This window comes from Methylovulum sp., from assembly GCF_028687615.1.
Taxonomy (GTDB): domain Bacteria; phylum Pseudomonadota; class Gammaproteobacteria; order Methylococcales; family Methylomonadaceae; genus Methylovulum.
This window is the reverse complement of the sequence record NZ_JAQTZU010000001.1, coordinates 267643-284620: the sequence shown is the minus strand read 5'-3', so window position 1 is coordinate 284620 and position 16978 is coordinate 267643. Positions and strand designations below refer to the sequence as shown.

Genomic DNA, 16978 nt, shown 5'->3' with positions numbered 1-16978 from the left:
AACTTCAACCTGAAACTCAGGGCTGTTGGACGTAAGACCCCTTTTGATGCCGTCCTAAAATGGTATGATGAAAAACCAGATATTTTTATTATTAATCCTAACCATTTAAATGCGGGACTAAACAATTATTCAGGTGGACGGGACTGGGAAGAGGGTGGTGCATTGAGGTTCGGCTGGGCGGATATGCCTAATTTACAAAAAAATGATTCAGCACCCGCTGGTTAGCTGGAGATAATATGGAAAACAAGAGCACCCTGGCAGTGAATTCTGGTGTGATAACCGCCGTTCGTGGTGGCGTTGTCGATATACAATTTAATCGGCATTTGCCAGCGATTTACACCTTACTACGCACGGGCAAGGACAACCGCATCCTGATTGAAGTGTTGGCGCAACGCGATGCGCGTCATGTGCGGGGCATCGCCTTAACACCGACCCAAGGCCTCGCCCGTGGCATGGCGGTTCACGATACGGGCGGGCCGTTGACAACGCCTGTTGGCAAAGCCTTGCTCTCACGCATGTTCGATGTGTTCGGCAATGCGATTGACCGTGAAGGCGCGCTAACCGATGTGCAATGGCGTTCCGTACACAATGCCCCGCCGCCGTTGGCACGGCGTTCGACGAAATCGGAAGTGTTTGAAACCGGCATTAAGGCCATTGATGTGCTGATGCCGTTGGAGCGGGGCGGTAAGGCGGGCTTGTTTGGTGGTGCGGGGGTCGGCAAAACCGTGCTGCTGACGGAAATGATCCACAATATGCTTGGGCATCAAGAAGGCGTCAGTATTTTTTGCGGGATTGGCGAGCGTTGCCGCGAAGGTGAAGAGCTGTACCGCGATATGAAAGAAGCCGGCGTGTTGCCGAATATGGTGATGATTTTCGGGCAGATGGATGAACCGCCGGGCGCACGTTTCCGGGTTGGACATGCCGCGCTGACGATGGCGGAATATTTCCGTGATGACGAACACCGTGATGTGTTGTTGTTGATCGACAATGTGTTCCGCTTTATCCAAGCAGGTATGGAAATTTCGGGTTTGATGGGGCAGATGCCGTCACGTTTGGGTTATCAACCCACGATGGGGACGGAGCTGTCAGGCTTGGAAGAGCGCGTCGCCAACACCGATACTGGCGCCATCACCTCCATCCAGGCGGTGTATGTCCCCGCCGATGATTTTACCGATCCGGCGGCGGTGCATACTTTTTCGCATTTGTCCGCATCCATCGTGTTATCGCGCAAACGGGCCAGCGAAGGCCTGTTCCCAGCGATTGACCCATTACAATCCAGTTCCAAAATGGCGACACCCGGCATTGTCGGCGAGCGGCATTACCGTATGGCGCAAGACATCCGGCGGACGCTGGCGCAATACGAAGAACTCAAGGACATTATCGCCATGCTGGGATTGGAACAACTTTCCTCGGAAGACCGCAATGTCGTCGCCCGCGCCCGCCGTTTGGAGCGTTTCCTCACCCAACCGTTTTTCACGACCGAACAATTCACGGGCATGAAAGGCAAGCTGGTCAGCCTGAAAGATGCGTTGGATGGCTGCGAGCGGATTCTGCGTGATGAATTTAAAGATTATCCCGAAAGTGCGCTGTACATGATCGGGACAATAGATGAGGCAATAAGCGCAAGCAAACCGCAACAAACAGTGACGCAAACTATACACGAGAACGCCGATGCAGCTTAAAGTGCTGTTACCCTTCCAGGTTTTCCTGGAGAAATCCCAGGTATTGCGCATAGTTGCCGAAACCAACCAAGGCTCGTTCGGGCTGTTGCCGCATCGGCTCGATTGTGTCGCGGCCCTGCCGCCAGGCATTCTGATTTACGAAACAGCGGCGGACGGCGAAACTTACCTTGCCGTTGATGAAGGCATACTGGTCAAAACGGGTAAAGACGTACTGGTTTCGGTGCGCCGGGCAATAGCAGGGGCGGATCTTGCCCAACTACGCCACTCCGTCGAGCAGGAGTTTTTGAACTTGGACGAACACGAGAAAAGTGTGCGTTCGGTGATGGCAAAATTGGAAAGCGGCTTTATCCGCCGCTTAGTGGAGTTAGGTCATGGTTAAAAAAGACAGCAAAAAAACCAATGCCCTGGGCCAAGAAGTGGGTGTGAAAGCCGCGCGTAAAATCAAAGCGCGGCGTAACCGTACCCAGGGTATTTGGATCGGTTTGGGGATGATGGGGCTGATCGGTTGGTCGGTGGTCGTGCCGACATTGTTAGGCGCGGCACTGGGACTTTGGCTGGACAAACATTATCCTGGCACACATTCTTGGACCTTAGCCTTATTGGTGGCGGGTTTAGTCATTGGTTGTTTTAATGCCTGGGTTTGGGTGGATAGCGAAGACAAAGCCATGCACGAAGATCAGGAAGATAACAATGAATGAGACAGGGCTATTGATACTGGCTGGTCTGGCGGGTGTTTTGCTGGGCGTGGTGTTTTTCGGCGGGCTTTGGTGGACAGTGCGTCAGGGTCTAGCCTCGCAGCATCCGGCACGGTGGTTTTTCATTAGCCTATTATTGCGGACGGGCATTACCTTAGCTGGCTTTTACTACGTTTCCGGCGATGCTTGGCAACGGCTGTTGCTGTGCTTGTTGGGATTTATCATGGCGCGCCTGCTCGTAACTAGGCTGACCCGGCCGAAAACCGACTTAACACAAGAGACCTGCCATGCACCTAAGCCCTGATGAAATGATTTTCTGGCAACACGGTTTTATCAAACTCAATGCCACGATTGTATTTACTTGGGGATTGATGTTGGTGTTGGTCATTGGGTCAACACTCATCACCCGCAACTTGTCCACGGATTTAACCCGCAGCCGTTGGCAGAATTTTTTGGAAATTATTGTCACTGGCATCGTGCAGCAAATTGCTGAAGTGGGCTTGCCTTATCCTAAAAAGTATCTGGGTTTTTTGGGCACGCTGTTTCTGTTTATCGCCGCCGCCAATCTGGGGACGATTTTTCCTGGCTATGAGCCGCCGACCGGATCGTTATCAACCACGGCCGCACTTGCGCTGTGCGTGTTTGTCGCCGTGCCGCTGTTCGGCATTGAAGACCAAGGCTTGCGCGGCTATCTTAAATCCTACTTCGAACCGACGTGGATTATGCTGCCTTTTAATATCATCGGCGAAATCTCCCGCACCTTGGCATTGGCTGTGCGCTTGTTCGGCAATATGATGAGCGGGGCGATGATTATCGCCATCCTGCTGACCATCACGCCATTTCTGTTCCCGATTGTCATGACCTTACTGGGGCTGCTCACAGGCATGGTGCAAGCGTATATTTTCAGTATCCTGGCGGCGGTTTACATCGCCGCCGCCATGCGTACCCGTAAAGCTAAATCTGAGCCAGTCGCCAAGGTTTGAAATGATTGTCCACGAAAAGCACGAAAAGCACGAAAAGCACGAAAATGACTATCGCCAACCAATACAATTCGGCATAAATATTGCCTAGTAATGAGCATGAAGCAAGTTCGACATGTAGGTGCGGATTTACCCGCACCTACATGTCGAACGCATTTGCATAAGTTATTTCATGCCCATTCCTTAACTGATGTTACGCACGACTTTTTTTGTCCACGACCCGTAGAGCGCGAAGCGAAAAACACGAAAGGGTACTGAGCATTTATTTGTTTTTGATTGCCCGGGGCGGGACGGGGTCGCCGTGGCGCCTACTGTGGGAACAAGTCCGCTCCTGCTTTCGCTAAAAAGCGAAAAAAGGCTAGGGGGCATTTCAAGTTGCCGCTTAATTTTGCTCACGAAGGCGTTAGTGAGTTTTTTTTCGTGCTTTTCGCTTCGCGCTCTACGGGTCGTGGACAATGCGTAACATCAGTTAAAAATTGATATGCTGTTCATAACATTCCAATACGCCGAGGTTCCAAGTTTCGGGCAACAAAAAAACGGTTGCCCGACACGGGGAGTGGAATCTCAGGCATAAACAGCATACCCAACAGAACTATAGATCTTCGCGGAAAATCTAGGCTAAAAATAACGGGCGTTAATCCAGAAATGCACGGCGACACTGGCAAAATAACCTAGCAATATCATGGGCATCCAGCGTAAATGGGCGGTAAAGGTATAATGGCCTTTGATGTGGCCGAGCATACCGACACCTGGTGCCGAACCGATTGCCAGCAAACTACCGCCGACACCTAAGGTCAAAGTCAACAATAACCACTGGCCTGGCGGAAGATTCGAGTGCATATTCAACACGGCGAACATCAAGGTGCCGTTGTCGACAAATGCCGATGACAGGCCGATCATGATGTTAGCCAAGGTCGGGCTGATTTGACCGAATAGAAATTGGGCAACCGCGTCCAGATAACCAACAAAACTGATGGCGCCGATAATCATCATCGCACCATAAAAAAACAATAAGGTATCCCAATCAACGTTACCGACATTTTTAAATACGTCAAACGTCCGGTTATTATTGGCTTTAGGCACTTCCAAATGATAAAACCGGTACACATAGGCAAAATCGCTTTCTTGGATATGTGCAGTCTTGGTCAGGTAAAAATTGAAAAACTGCAACAAACCCAAGCCTGCCATCATGCCCGCAGCGGGTGGTAACTCCAGCAACACATTCGCGCTGACGGTAATTGCTAAAGTCAATATAAACAAAAAGATAATGCGCTTACTGCCACGTTTCAGCACTATTTTTTCATTAAGTGCTTCAGGAGTTTCTTTAGGTACCCAAAAGTGCATGACGCAAGCCGGCACCAGAAAATTGACCAGACAGGGAATCGCCAGCGAGAAGAACTCAGTGAAGTGCAAAATTTTCCGTTGCCAGACAAACAATGTCGAAATACCGCCCAGAGGACTGAACGCACCGCCCGCGTTGGTGGCAATCACGATATTCACGCAAGCCAAGGCGACAAATTCAGGTTTTTTCTTGCCTACCGCCAGCGCGATGGAACCCATCAACAAGCCTATCGTCAGGCCGTTGATAATCGTGGAAAGCACGAAAGCCAGTGCGCCGGTAATCCAGAACAACCGCCGATAACTAAACTTCCTACTGAGCAAATAAACCTTCAAACCGTTGAAAACACCGCGCTCTTCCATCGTATTCAGGTAAGTCATTGACACCAGAATAAATAGCAGCAACTCGATATAAGCGAGCAGATTGCTTTCAAATGCCAAGGCCGCCGTTTTTGCGTCCCCATGCAAAGCATAGTAAATACAAATCGCAAGCCAGACTAAAGCCGAACCTAGCACCATCGGCTTGGATTTGCGTAGCTCCGTCACTTCTTCCGACATGGCGGCGATATAAGCCGCTACCGTGACGAGGAGGGAGAGATAACCGATAACATGATGGGTCAAATCCAAATTACCAGGGGCATTTGCCACCACATCATCAGCAATAGCCATACCCGGCAAAAATAGCACCGCTAGGCTCAAGAGTATGAAATTCATGTAAGACCTGCCCCTAAATAAGTGTTTCGGCATTATAAGGGTTTGCCATCCTTTTTGTAAGCGAGATAGCCAGTAAGAGCCATACGGAATAAGGGGTTCACGGCTCAAGCATCCCCTATACCGTGGTTTTCAGATTCGGCAATAGTTTTTCGGGAGAGGTTATGGGTGAAATTTGTAACCCGATTGATAATGCAGGGTGCCGGCCTTTTTAGCGATTCTTACAAAAATGTATAGTTTTGGAAGGCTTCCTGCAAGGTGGCTCAGGTTATCTTATCTCCCAAGTCAGGTAATCCCGCCTGATAGTAAAGAGGATTGATCAATGCACAAGAGATGTAAACTAACGCTGGTCACCGTATTTGCCATGACCATCATGACAAACACCGTTGTTACCGTGGCAAAAAGCGTAGAACCTAAAGAACAAGAAGCAAAAGAATTGACGCTTTTTAGCCAAACCCAAATTTCCCTATCCGAAGCGATTAAAACCGCAGAACAAAAAATCGGCGGCAAAGCACTGGAAGCGGAATTGGCCGATGAGGCAAACGCCGTCCAATTTGAAGTCGAGGTTGTAAAAGACGGTAAAATTCACAAAGTCATGGTCGATGGCAAAACCGGGCAAGTGCTGAAAGCCGGCTTGGATCATGAACCCAACAGCAATACTGACGATGACGACGATTAAATACCGATGCCGTTGATACCATGAAAATAGCCATTATTGAAGATGATGCCGAAACCAGAAGCTATGTCAGCAATGGACTGAAAGAAGCGGGGTTTATGGTCGATTCGGCAGATGATGGCTACACAGGTTTGTTGCTTGCCAAGGACGGCGGCTACGATGTTTTGATTATTGACAGAATGTTGCCGCATTTGGATGGCTTGACGCTGGTCAAACTGTTGCGCGGTTCAGGCTGCACAGTTCCCGTGTTGTTCTTGACCACGATGTGCGGCATTGATGACCGGGTCGAAGGCTTGAATGCCGGGGCGGATGATTATTTGGTCAAACCATTCGCATTCAGCGAACTTGCCGCACGGGTCAACGCGCTGTTACGACGGCCCAGGGCCACCGTAGAATTAAACCTATTGCAAGTACAAGACCTTGAAATTGACCTGTTAAAACGGCTAGTCAAACGTAACGGGCAAGTGATGGAATTGCAACCCACCGAATTCCGCTTACTGGAATATCTGGTGCGCCATGCCGGACAAGTGGTGACGCGGACCATGCTGTTAGAACATGTCTGGGATTTCCATTTTGACCCCAAAACCAATATGGTCGAAACCCATATCAGCCGTTTGCGTAGCAAGCTTAACGCAGGTGGCAAGCCGGATTTGATTCTGACCGTGCGCGGCGCAGGCTACATCATCCATGAAACGGGTTAATTTTATCCGCGCCTCCAGTTTTAAACTGTCAGCCTTATATCTGGGCCTGTTTTTATGCTCGTTTTTGGCGATTGGCCTCAGTGTGTATTTTTTAACCATCCACTCGCTGGAACAACAACTTAAAGATGGTGTGGTGACGGAAGCCAAGCGTTTACAAGCAGAATATGCCGTCGGCGGCATGGAGGCATTGCTTGAAGAAATTGCCGAAGACGAACGCGGGGCAATGGATAATTACGGCCTTATGGATCAACAAGGGCGCAATCTGGCGGGCAGCCTGAAAAATTTTAAAGCCAACGCCGGATGGCAGATGCTCTCTGAAGACAGTTTTTATGTTTTTGTCATCGCGCTACCCAACCGGCATTGGCTCGCAGTTGGGCATTCTGGCGGCACCATACAAAACACTGGTACAGCCATTATTGAAGCATTTTTGTCGGGCATCCTGTTAGTGGTTGTGCTTGGCCTGGGCGGTGGCTTTTATCTAAGCCACGCCTTTTTGAGAAAAATCCAGGCGATCACCCTGGCTACCGAAGCCATTATTTCCGGCGACTTACATCGCCGCCTACCCGTCACCGACCATCGTGATGAACTGGATCAGTTGGCGGCGTTACTAAACCAGATGCTGGATAAAATCGGTGCGTTGCTGGATAACGTCCAGCAAGTATCCAACGATATTGCCCATGATTTACGCACCCCTATCAGCCGCTTGCAGTTCCGCTTGCAAGACGCGCTGAAAAAACCGCTGGCAACCGCGCAATATCAAGAGCATATCGCCAGCGCCAGCGCCGAAGTCGATACCATACTGGCGACTTTTTCCGCCTTGCTCAGAATCGCGCAAATTGAAACGGGGACACGGCGCAGCGGATTTAGCCCTGTCAATTTTAGCGAACTTGTCTTAGCCGTAAGCGACGCGCTGTCTCCGGTTGCAGAAGAACAGGGCAAAGCCCTCCATGCCGACATCAGCCCAGATTTAACGATGATTGGCGATAAGGAATTATTGACGCAACTGGTTTTTAATTTACTGGAAAACGCCATATTGCATACACCGGCACAAACGCGCATCGACATCGGTTTACAGGTGTCCGGCAGCCATCTGGAACTGATGATTGCCGACAACGGCCCAGGCATTGCGAAAGCTGATCGCCAAAAAGTATTGCAGCGTTTTTATCGGCTGGAACAAAGTCGCACCACGCCGGGCAATGGCTTGGGCCTGAGCATCGCCGCCGCCATTGTCGAACTTCATGGTGGCAGCTTGACCCTGCTGGATAACCAACCGGGGCTTAGGCTAGTGTTGTTATTTGTCCCCCAATACTAGCGGTTTCCCCAACTTTCCCATACAGGCTAGTATGCACCCACTCATACGATTGACACTTCTGGCAATGCTGAGCAGTTGCGCCCATTATCAGGAACGTCCGCTTAACGCATCGGCTTCGGCAACACGAATTGAAGCGCGTAGCTTGAACAATAGCGAACTTCAACAGTTTATCGACAGCAGCAACAGCCCTAAAAATAGGGCTTGGAATTTAGATAAACTGACTTTGGCGGCCTTGTTTTACCATCCCGATTTGGCCCTCGCCCGCGCCCAAGCGGACTCGGCGGATGCCTCCATCGTCACCGCCGGACTACGTCCCAATCCCAATTTTACCCTGACACCAACGTGGATCAGTAATTTAGCCGCTCCCGCCATTCCGTGGATAATAGCAAGTTCGCTAAGCATTCCCATAGAAACCGCAGGCAAACGTGGCTATCGCATCGACAAAAGCCAACACCTGACTGACGCGGCAAGTTTGCGGATAGCTGATGCCGCGTGGCTGGTGCGCGGCCGGTTGCGTTTGGCGATGCTGGATGTGTATGCCGCCCAAGAGTCCGTGCGTTTTCTGCAACAGCAGTGTGATTTAGAACAGGCCATAAACCAATATTTGCAACAACGGCAAGCCGCCGGAGAACTTGCCGAAACCGATGTGCTGACCGCGCAACTGGGTTTACAGCAAACCCAACTCAACCTGATCGCCGCGCAAAAAAAACTCGCCAACACCCAAACCCTGCTCGCTACCGCCATTGGCGTGCCCGTTGCCGCACTGACTGGCATTGAGCTGGATTTCAGCGAGTTTACCCACTTGCCCGATTTCAACGCCATACCAACCGCCCAATTACAAACCATCGCCCTACGCCAACGTCCTGATGTGTTGGCAAGCTTGGCGGATTACGCCGCCGTACAATCAGCTTTACAGTTGGAAATCGCTAACCAGTATCCGAATATCCAGGTCAATCCCGGTTATACCTGGGACATTGGTTCCCATTATTGGGTATTGGGCGCAAACGCACTGCAATTGCCTATATTTCATCAAAATCAAGGGCCCATCGCCGAATCGGAAGCGAAACGACAAGAAGCGTCAGTACGTTTTGAAGCCTTGCAATTGCGGATATTGGGTGAAATTGACCACGCCCATGCCAGTGCCTTGGCAATGTCCGCCCGCTGGCAAGCCGCCGGGGCAACCGTGCAGAACCGCCAGGCCAACCTGCGCTTGGTGCGGGATTTGGCAAAGGCGGGCGAACTGGATGCCCATGCCGTGGCGGTCGCCGAGCTGGAGCAATCCGTCGCCGAACGGGCGCGATTGGATGTGCTGGTGGAAAGCCAGCAAAGCTTGGCAATGCTGGAAGCTTCCTTACGCCAGCCCTTAACACCGACATTAACAAACGCCATGTCCATACCAGCACTTCGGAAACCATTGCCATGAAGCATGACTTTACAACGCAAAACATCAATATCGTTTCCGTGCCCCAGCGTATCCTCTGGGGCGGAACTATAAAATGTTTAGAATCCACGGCGGGACAGGGTTTGAAACCCCGTCTCCGACGTTTCCTGACCCTGCCAGCCAATAAAAACGTTACGGAACGGGTAACAAACCCGTCCCGGCGGAATTTTTTTAATAAGCTAAAAATCGTCACCATATCATCGTGTCTGGTTGGTTTAGTCCCCGTCCAGGCAGACGAACCCGCAATCGTCACCGAAGTCGCCGTCCAAACCGGCAAAATCACGCAAACGACCTTACAACGCTATGTCCTGGCTTACGGCGTGGTAGAACCCGAACCGGCCAGCCACGGCAAACCGGCCGCCAGTACGAAAATCGCCGCGCCGGTGGCGGGTATCATCAGCCAACTGTATTGCGAAGAAGGCCAGCGGGTAAAAAAAGATGCGCCGCTGTTCGCGCTGGACAGCCGCGCCGCCGACGACCAGATCGCCAAAGCCAACGTCGCGTTAGATTTCGCGCAAAAAAACTTCGCCCGTAAACAGCAACTCAATCCTGGCGAAACCATCTCGCGTAAATTGTATGACGACGCACAACAGTTACTGGAAACGGCGCGTACCGATTTACAAACCGCCAAAACCCAACGCGCTTTATTGAATGTCACCGCGCCCTTGTCCGGCACCATAACCGCGTTGCATTTCCGGCTCGGCGAAGCGGTCAGCCCCAGCAGCGTGTTGGCTGATTTGGTCGATTTGCACCGCCTCGTTATTGTCCTGCATGTGCCCAGCCCCGAAGCCGCCGATTTGCGCTTGGGACAAACGGTGACAATCCGCACGGGCAACACGCGTAGCCAGCAAACGGCGACGGTTAGCTACATCAGCCCGCAAATTGATCCGCTGACTGACACGGTATTGGTACGCGCCACACCGACCGCCACTATTTGCGGGCAAACCCCGTGTTTGCGTCCTGGGCAATCCGCTCGTGTCAGCATCGTCGTGGAAGCGCGGCAAAACCGCTTGGCTGTGCCTGTAGAAAGTGTCGTGACAGTCGATAACACCGCAACTATCGCCATCGTCGAAGGCGACCGCGCCAAACAACAGGCAGTGACCGCTGGTTTGCGCGACGGTAATCTTATTGAAGTGTCCGGCGATGGTTTGCAAGCCGGCATGACGGTGGTGACGCAAGGGGCTTATGGCTTGCCGCCGGAAACGCGCATTCGGGTGTTGAAATGAACTTATCCTTTGCGCTACGCCACCACAAGGCGATATTTTTTCTTTGCATCGCGCTATGCCTGGCGGGAGCCTATGCCGCACTAGATATGCCGTCGGCAATTTTTCCACAAACCAATTTTCCGCGTGTTGTGATCCTCATCGACAACGGCGTGATGCCCGCCAATGACATGATGGCGACCATCACCCGCCCGGTCGAAGAGGCCGTTAAAGACATTCCGGGCGTGACCACCATACGGTCAAAAACCGGACGCGGCACGGCAGAAGTCAACGTATTTTTCAACTGGAAAACCGACATGGTGCAAGCAGAATTGTTTGTGCAAGGACGCTTGGCAGTAGTGCAGAAAGCCTTGCCTGCCACGGCGGGTACGGCGGTTTGGCGGTTGACGTTCGCCGCGTTTCCGGTGGTTGGCTTAAGTTTGACGGGGAAAAATTATGCGCAAACCGAACTTTGGGAAACCGCCCGTTATAAGCTGCAACCGCATTTGCTACGCATACCTAACGTGGCGCGGGTCGGCATCGTCGGTGGACGCGCACCGGAATACCATGTCATCGTCGATCCTCTGCGTTTGCAGGCGGTGAATTTGAGTCTCGCGCAAGTCACCGACGCGCTGAACCGCAACAACCAAGTCACACCGACCGGCATGTTGGAGGAAAATTATCAACTGTATTTGACGCTGGTGGACGGGCGCGTCCATACCCTCGCCGATATTGAAAATATGACCGTCACCACCATTACCGCTGCACCGAATGCAACGGTAATACCTGCCGCTCTCGGCCATCCGGTGCGTATCAAAGATTTCGCCCGTGTCGAACGCGCGCCCGAGCCGGTCTTCAATATCGTCACCGCCAAAGGCGAAAACGCCGTGTTGCTGAATGTTTACAGCCAACCCAACGGCAGTACGCTGGACATCGCCAGGCAACTCAAAGAAGAACTGGCATTGCTGGGCAAAACCCTGCCGCCAGGTATGCAGGTGGAAGTTTTTTATGACCAATCCTTGCTGGTCGGCGATTCGATACAAAGCGTTTGGGAAGCGATTATTCTAGGGCTGATCTTATCGGTGGTCATCCTGTATGTTTTCCTGAAAAACTGGGGCGCGACGCTGATCGCCGCCACGGTGATCCCCGCCACGGTGTTGATGACGTTGCTGGCGGTGCGGGTGCTGGGCCTGAGTTTTAACCTGATGACGCTAGGCGGAATTGCCGCCGCCATCGGCCTGATTATTGATGACGCCATCGTCGTCGTGGAAGCCATCCATACCAAAATTAACCAAGGCATTGCGCGCCTGGTCGCCGTACAACAAGCCTTGGCGGAAATTTTCAGGCCCTTGCTGGCGTCAACGCTAACGCCCGTGGTGGTGTTCATCCCGCTGGCGTTCCTGGATGGTGTGGCGGGCAATTTCTTCCGCGCCTTATCGTTAACGATGGTGGTATCGTTACTGACTTCGCTGCTGTTGGCGGTCACGCTGATTCCTGCCTTAGCCGCCTCGTGGTTGCCTGTTAATCCGCATATGCCGGTCAAAGCTGAGGAATCAAACTGGTTAAATAGCTTGATGGGATTTTATGAAAAAGCTTTGCGTATCGCGCTGCACCAAGCCTGGAAAATCCTGCTGGGATGTTGTGCGGTTTTGGCATTGGGCATCTGGCTATACGGGCGACTGGAAAGCGAATTCTTGCCGTTTATGGACGAAGGCGCGTTTGTGCTGGATTACCACACGCCGTGGGGGACGAATCTAAGCGAGACCGACCGCCAACTCAAACAAGCCGAAAAACTGCTGCATGAGTTGCCGGAGTTGGACAGTTATTCACGGCGCACCGGAGCGCAATTGGGACTAGGCATTTCCCAAGCGCATGGCGGCGATTTTCTGGTCAAACTTAAGGCTGAGCGCAGCCGCAAAACCGATGAAATTATCGCCGGACTGCGCCAGCAATTGCACGAACAAGTACCTGGGGTTGATTGGGAGTTTGCCGGCATCCTCAATGATTTGATCGGTGATTTGACCTGGTCGCCACGCCCGATAGAAATCAAATTGTTTTCCACCGATGTCGAGTGGCTGAAACAAAAAGCCCCGCAAATCGAAGCCGAGCTGGGCAAAATCACCGGTGTCGTCGATACTTTTGACGGCCTGGAAACCACCGGCCCGTCGCTGGATTTACGGGTGCGTTCGCTGGATGCGCTGCGTTTCGGCCTGACCACCAACGATGTGGCCTTGGCAGTCAGCACCGCCATGCTGGGACAAAAAGCGTCTTATGTGTTGGAAGGCGACCGCGTCGTCAACATCCGCGTCCGCATGGACACCGATGCCAGCAAGCAGATTGCCGACTTGCGCGAGCTGCCTTTACGTTCGCCGGATGGCAGGACGGTGAAGCTGTCGCAAGTCGCCGATGTTGTCACCGAGCCGGGGCAATTGCAACTCAACCGCGAAGATTTGCGGCAATTGGTCGCCGTTTCTGCCAGGCTGGAAAACCGGGATTTGGGCAGTGCTATTGCCGAAATCAAGGCCAAACTTAGTAACGACCCGAGTTTGCCGCCTGGGGTTTTGGAATTCGGCGGACTGTATAAACAACAGCAGGAATCCTTCCATAATTTGCTGATTGTGCTGTTGGCTGCGGTTTTTTTGGTGTTTACCGTATTGCTGATTGAATTCGGGACGTTTCTCGAACCTATCGCCATCGTCTTCGGCTCGGTTTTAGCCTTGTGCGGTACGGTGCTGGCTTGGTATATGACCGGAACCTCGGTGAATATCGTGTCTTTATTGGGCGCGATCATCGGCATCGGCGTGGTGGCTAAAAACGGCATCTTGATGCTGGATTCGGTGCACCACTACCTTACCCAAGGCGATACGCTGGAACAAGCCTTGATTACTTCCGGGCGGCGGCGTTTACGTCCGGTGCTGATGACATCCTTAGCGGCAACTTTAGGCTTGTTGCCGCTGGCGTATGGTATAGGCGCGGGTTCTGATATGTTGAAACCGTTGGCAATTGCGGTGATTGGCGCGTTGACGCTGTCGGTGTTGTTATCACTGATCGCCACGCCAGTGGTTTATTTTTTGATGCGCAGGGGAGATGGCGAATCTTGGGTTAAGCCATAAACCTCAGAAGAGGCGCCCAATTAGTGGTTGTTTTGCCCCACAGAACCATTCAATAATGGTGCTTATCAACCTTATAACATCTGATTGTTCGTTAGAAAAAAATAAGCCAATGGTTTTATTATTGTTTATTTTTGGCTCGCATATTGCCTTAAGTTTTTTGTATTTGCAGCATTCATTTTCAGAGTAACGGCCCGATACCAATTGTCCGTTACCTACTGAAAGTGGGCGATTTCAGATACATAAACTTTATCCACTTATAAACAGGCACAAAGATGAAAATAAAAAAAGCTCTTTTACCTTTAGCTATTGCGATGGCTTTCAATGCAGTTGGAGTAAACGCGGCGACACCAGCCCAACATGTGGTTTTGATTTCAGTAGACGGCCTACATCAAAATGACCTCGATTGGTTCGTAAAAAACAATCCTGCTTCTACATTGGCAAGCTTGGTAAACAACGGCGTTCAATTCGCCAATGCCATGACACCATTCCCAGCCGATTCATTTCCTGGCTTGATTGGCCAAATCACTGGCGGCAATCCACACTCCACCGGTATCTATTACGATGTCAGCTATAACCGCGACCTTTTGGCACCCGGCACTACGGATTGTGTTAGTGCCACACCCGGAACAATAGTCGCTTTTGATGAATCCATCGACAAGAATCCAGACCGCCTAGACGCGGGTCAAAATATCCCTGGTTTATACGATAATGTCCCAAGCAGCTACGCGCTAATCCCTGCATTGAGCGGCGATCCTAAGACGCTGATTAACACAGCATCTTTACCCGTGGATCCTGGTACTTGCACACCTGTTTATCCGCATCAATACCTGAAAGTCAACACCGTTTTCAATGTCGCGCATCAACATCATTTACGCACGGCTTGGTCGGATAAACATCCCGCCTATGAAATTGTCAATGGCCGAAACGATAAAGGTGCCAATGAATTTTTTACCCCGGAAATCAATGGCCTTACCGTTACTGGCGGTTCCGTTGACTTTACTAAAAATAACATTGACACCCAAACTTACGACAATTTGAAAGTGAATGCCGTATTGAACTGGGCAAAGGGCAAAGACCATGCCGGCACCAGCACAGTTGGCGTACCTGCTATTTATGGTTTGAATTTCCAGTCGGTTTCAACGGCACAAAAACTTAATTTTTCCAGTTATTACGACCCAAGCAACCCGGCTAACATTATCCCTAATGGTTTGGGTGGCTATACGATTGATGCCGTCAGCGGCAAATTGGTGCCAGGCATGGTTCTTAGCGGCGCCTTGAGCTTTGTCGACCAATCTATAGGCAAAATCGTCGATGCGGTGGATGCCAATACCGTCGTTATCATTTCTGCCAAACATGGCCAATCCCCTGAAGACCGCTCCAAGTTAGTCATTATCAACGACGGCGATATGCTGGCGGCATTGGATGCGGCCTGGAACACGGCCCATCCTGGGGCAAATGGCCTGGTTGCTCATTCCCTTGATGATGACGGGGTGCTGATATGGCTTAAAGACAGATCAAAAACAGCCACCCAATTTGTCAAGAATTTCCTGATGAACTATTCAGGAATCGGCATAGGTTCCGATAGCTTGGGCAACAAAACCGCAGTTCCTTTTACCAATGCCGGTTTGAGCACGGTTTACGCGGGCCACGATGCGGCCAAATTATTCAATGTCAACTGGCATAACCCACGGGTGCCTGATGTTGTCGGGATTGCCAAAGAAGGCAGTGTTTACGGCGGTGGCAAATTAAGCAAAATCGCTGAACACGGCGGCATGGCAGAAAACGACCGTCATGTCCCGATCATAGTTTGGGGCGCAGGTATCGCTTCCGGCAAAACCGTCACCAATTCTGTAGAGACAACGCAAATTGCCCCTACTATCTTGAAAACACTGGGTCTTGATCCTTCAAAGTTGAAAGCCGTCAAAATAGAAGGCACTCAAGCATTGCCACAATTAAACTAATCGTTTAGTTTAATTGACTTATTTCGAGGTGGGATTTCCCCACCTCGATTTGTTTGACGCCCTATTTACCTCCAACATAGTTTAATTTCTGCGCTATCCAAGCAATCTTCATCAACTTAACGTTTTTTCTAAAACACCATTACGGTTATCCCATCCTTCGGTTAATTAAATCCATTAACCGTATGCAAGAATAGCCACTTTCGATGTCCATTTTCCCCTATTGCCAGCCTTTTCCATTATCAGTTCAAGCCCTCACTTTTACTGAAACCGAAACTTTTTAATGCAAACTTTTCGACGATCTAGCCAAAGCCATTATTGTCCCCAGTTCTGGCTTATGCTTTGTTTAAGTTGTTTTTTCTTGGCCCCCGGAACAGCGTTGGCCAGACCGGGGAAAAAAGCACATCCTGTCAAAAAAGTGGATGCCACACCTAGTATCCAAGATGACGATGTTTGGTCTTTCACCCTGGAATCTGATAGTTATGAAGCAACGACATATCTAAATCCCATCGTAGATTTTTCATCAAAAGATGGCTGGGATATACAAATGGCCTTTTATAACATTCCCGTCTATGGCGGTGGTGCCCAAAATTACGAATGGGACAGCTATCTCAATCTCTCAAAAACTTTCAATTTGGATGGAAACGTCAAGACACTAATCGGTACCCAGAACGGAACAACTTTATTTTCAAGCACTCAGCAATGGCATAATTTTGATTACGGATTGCTGATTTACCAGCCAAGCCACTTTTTAAGCCTCCGCAGCGGTGGATATTGGGCTGACAAGGCCCTATCAACAACGACAGATGTTGCGGGATATACAACGGGATTCAGCCTGGAACTGATAAAGGACACACTATCATTTCAAGGCGACTATTTTAGTGGTCATTCGAACGTTTCCGGTGCTGTCGTCAACCTGTTTTACCAATGCCTTCCCAAAACGCAGATCTACCTAGGCGTGGGTGTACCTGAAACAAATTCAGGAAACGAATTTTATGGTATCGCAGGCTTTAGCTTAAGCTCTAAATAATCTCAGACACTCATCAACGATGATTCTGATAAAACCATGTGTTAGGTTTTAGCACTAAACCTTTGGTGGGCTTTTTTAACACCCTATAAGCAAAGCTCTGCATATTTAGAAAACATTGTCCTTAAAATCCCCCTAAAAC

Annotated in this window: 14 protein-coding genes and 1 pseudogene; 14 read left to right on the top strand and 1 reads right to left on the bottom strand. The window is 50.7% G+C overall.

Annotated elements, in window-relative coordinates; genetic code table 11:
- The 6 genes and pseudogenes from PHH59_RS01360 to PHH59_RS01335 all read left to right on the top strand — a co-directional run.
- Positions 1–225, top strand: a pseudogene (locus PHH59_RS01360) (hypothetical protein); the annotation flags it as partial.
- Positions 226–236: 11 nt separating this feature from the next.
- Positions 237–1682: a F0F1 ATP synthase subunit beta gene (gene atpD, locus PHH59_RS01355; RefSeq protein ID WP_300010003.1), complete on the top strand. Its 1446-nt coding sequence runs from the start codon at positions 237–239 to the stop codon at positions 1680–1682.
- Positions 1672–2061 (top strand): F0F1 ATP synthase subunit epsilon, encoded by a 390-nt coding sequence (locus tag PHH59_RS01350; protein ID WP_300010000.1) that lies wholly within the window; start codon positions 1672–1674, stop codon positions 2059–2061. The genes atpD and PHH59_RS01350 overlap by 11 nt, the downstream gene beginning before the upstream one ends.
- Positions 2054–2380, top strand: a complete 327-nt coding sequence (locus PHH59_RS01345) for an AtpZ/AtpI family protein (protein WP_300009997.1) — start codon at positions 2054–2056, stop codon at positions 2378–2380. Before PHH59_RS01350 ends, PHH59_RS01345 begins: the two co-directional genes overlap by 8 nt.
- Entirely contained in the window at positions 2373–2681 is a 309-nt protein-coding gene (locus PHH59_RS01340; RefSeq protein WP_300009994.1) for an ATP synthase subunit I, read from the top strand. Before PHH59_RS01345 ends, PHH59_RS01340 begins: the two co-directional genes overlap by 8 nt.
- Positions 2665–3360 (top strand): F0F1 ATP synthase subunit A, encoded by a 696-nt coding sequence (locus PHH59_RS01335; protein ID WP_300009992.1) that lies wholly within the window; start codon positions 2665–2667, stop codon positions 3358–3360. Before PHH59_RS01340 ends, PHH59_RS01335 begins: the two co-directional genes overlap by 17 nt.
- A 615-nt stretch (positions 3361–3975) precedes the next feature.
- On the opposite strand, the gene nhaD is transcribed toward PHH59_RS01335, so the two are convergent.
- Positions 3976–5409 (bottom strand): sodium:proton antiporter NhaD, encoded by a 1434-nt coding sequence (nhaD, locus tag PHH59_RS01330; protein WP_300009989.1) that lies wholly within the window; start codon positions 5407–5409, stop codon positions 3976–3978.
- Between the two features lie 319 nt (positions 5410–5728).
- Here nhaD and PHH59_RS01325 point away from each other — a divergent pair, with 319 nt between their 5' ends.
- The 8 genes from PHH59_RS01325 to PHH59_RS01290 all read left to right on the top strand — a co-directional run bounded on the left by PHH59_RS01325 (position 5729) and on the right by PHH59_RS01290 (position 16839).
- Positions 5729–6085, top strand: a complete 357-nt coding sequence (locus tag PHH59_RS01325) for a PepSY domain-containing protein (protein ID WP_300009987.1) — start codon at positions 5729–5731, stop codon at positions 6083–6085.
- A gap of 20 nt (positions 6086–6105) precedes the next feature.
- Complete coding sequence (locus PHH59_RS01320) at positions 6106–6783, top strand: response regulator transcription factor (protein WP_300009984.1); 678 nt, start codon at positions 6106–6108, stop codon at positions 6781–6783.
- Entirely contained in the window at positions 6770–8095 is a 1326-nt protein-coding gene (locus PHH59_RS01315; RefSeq protein ID WP_300009981.1) for a HAMP domain-containing sensor histidine kinase, read from the top strand. Before PHH59_RS01320 ends, PHH59_RS01315 begins: the two co-directional genes overlap by 14 nt.
- Positions 8096–8126: 31 nt before the next feature.
- Positions 8127–9518, top strand: a complete 1392-nt coding sequence (locus tag PHH59_RS01310) for a TolC family protein (RefSeq protein WP_300009978.1) — start codon at positions 8127–8129, stop codon at positions 9516–9518.
- A complete protein-coding gene (locus PHH59_RS01305) occupies positions 9515–10762 on the top strand; it encodes an efflux RND transporter periplasmic adaptor subunit (RefSeq protein WP_300009975.1) in 1248 nt (415 codons plus the stop codon). The genes PHH59_RS01310 and PHH59_RS01305 overlap by 4 nt, the downstream gene beginning before the upstream one ends.
- Positions 10759–13851 carry an efflux RND transporter permease subunit gene (locus PHH59_RS01300; RefSeq protein ID WP_300009972.1) on the top strand — a complete coding sequence of 1031 codons (3093 nt, stop codon included), beginning with the start codon at positions 10759–10761 and terminating at the stop codon, positions 13849–13851. The genes PHH59_RS01305 and PHH59_RS01300 overlap by 4 nt, the downstream gene beginning before the upstream one ends.
- Before the next feature lie 272 nt (positions 13852–14123).
- Positions 14124–15812, top strand: coding sequence for an alkaline phosphatase family protein (locus PHH59_RS01295; RefSeq protein WP_300009969.1), 1689 nt, complete (start codon positions 14124–14126; stop codon positions 15810–15812).
- 280 nt (positions 15813–16092) lie between these two features.
- Positions 16093–16839 carry a hypothetical protein gene (locus PHH59_RS01290; RefSeq protein ID WP_300009966.1) on the top strand — a complete coding sequence of 249 codons (747 nt, stop codon included), beginning with the start codon at positions 16093–16095 and terminating at the stop codon, positions 16837–16839.
- Positions 16840–16978 lie beyond the last annotated feature (139 nt).

Bases quoted from the DNA above. Each gene is read 5' to 3' on its own strand.
- atpD (WP_300010003.1), top strand. From the start codon at position 237: ATGGAAAACAAGAGCACCCTGGCAGTGAATTCTGGTGTGATAACCGCC.
- PHH59_RS01350 (WP_300010000.1), top strand. From the start codon at position 1,672: ATGCAGCTTAAAGTGCTGTTACCCTTCCAGGTTTTCCTGGAGAAATCC.
- PHH59_RS01345 (WP_300009997.1), top strand. From the start codon at position 2,054: ATGGTTAAAAAAGACAGCAAAAAAACCAATGCCCTGGGCCAAGAAGTG.
- PHH59_RS01340 (WP_300009994.1), top strand. From the start codon at position 2,373: ATGAATGAGACAGGGCTATTGATACTGGCTGGTCTGGCGGGTGTTTTG.
- PHH59_RS01335 (WP_300009992.1), top strand. From the start codon at position 2,665: ATGCACCTAAGCCCTGATGAAATGATTTTCTGGCAACACGGTTTTATC.
- nhaD (WP_300009989.1), bottom strand. From the start codon at position 5,409: ATGAATTTCATACTCTTGAGCCTAGCGGTGCTATTTTTGCCGGGTATG.
- PHH59_RS01325 (WP_300009987.1), top strand. From the start codon at position 5,729: ATGCACAAGAGATGTAAACTAACGCTGGTCACCGTATTTGCCATGACC.
- PHH59_RS01320 (WP_300009984.1), top strand. From the start codon at position 6,106: ATGAAAATAGCCATTATTGAAGATGATGCCGAAACCAGAAGCTATGTC.
- PHH59_RS01315 (WP_300009981.1), top strand. From the start codon at position 6,770: ATGAAACGGGTTAATTTTATCCGCGCCTCCAGTTTTAAACTGTCAGCC.
- PHH59_RS01310 (WP_300009978.1), top strand. From the start codon at position 8,127: ATGCACCCACTCATACGATTGACACTTCTGGCAATGCTGAGCAGTTGC.
- PHH59_RS01305 (WP_300009975.1), top strand. From the start codon at position 9,515: ATGAAGCATGACTTTACAACGCAAAACATCAATATCGTTTCCGTGCCC.
- PHH59_RS01300 (WP_300009972.1), top strand. From the start codon at position 10,759: ATGAACTTATCCTTTGCGCTACGCCACCACAAGGCGATATTTTTTCTT.
- PHH59_RS01295 (WP_300009969.1), top strand. From the start codon at position 14,124: ATGAAAATAAAAAAAGCTCTTTTACCTTTAGCTATTGCGATGGCTTTC.
- PHH59_RS01290 (WP_300009966.1), top strand. From the start codon at position 16,093: ATGCAAACTTTTCGACGATCTAGCCAAAGCCATTATTGTCCCCAGTTC.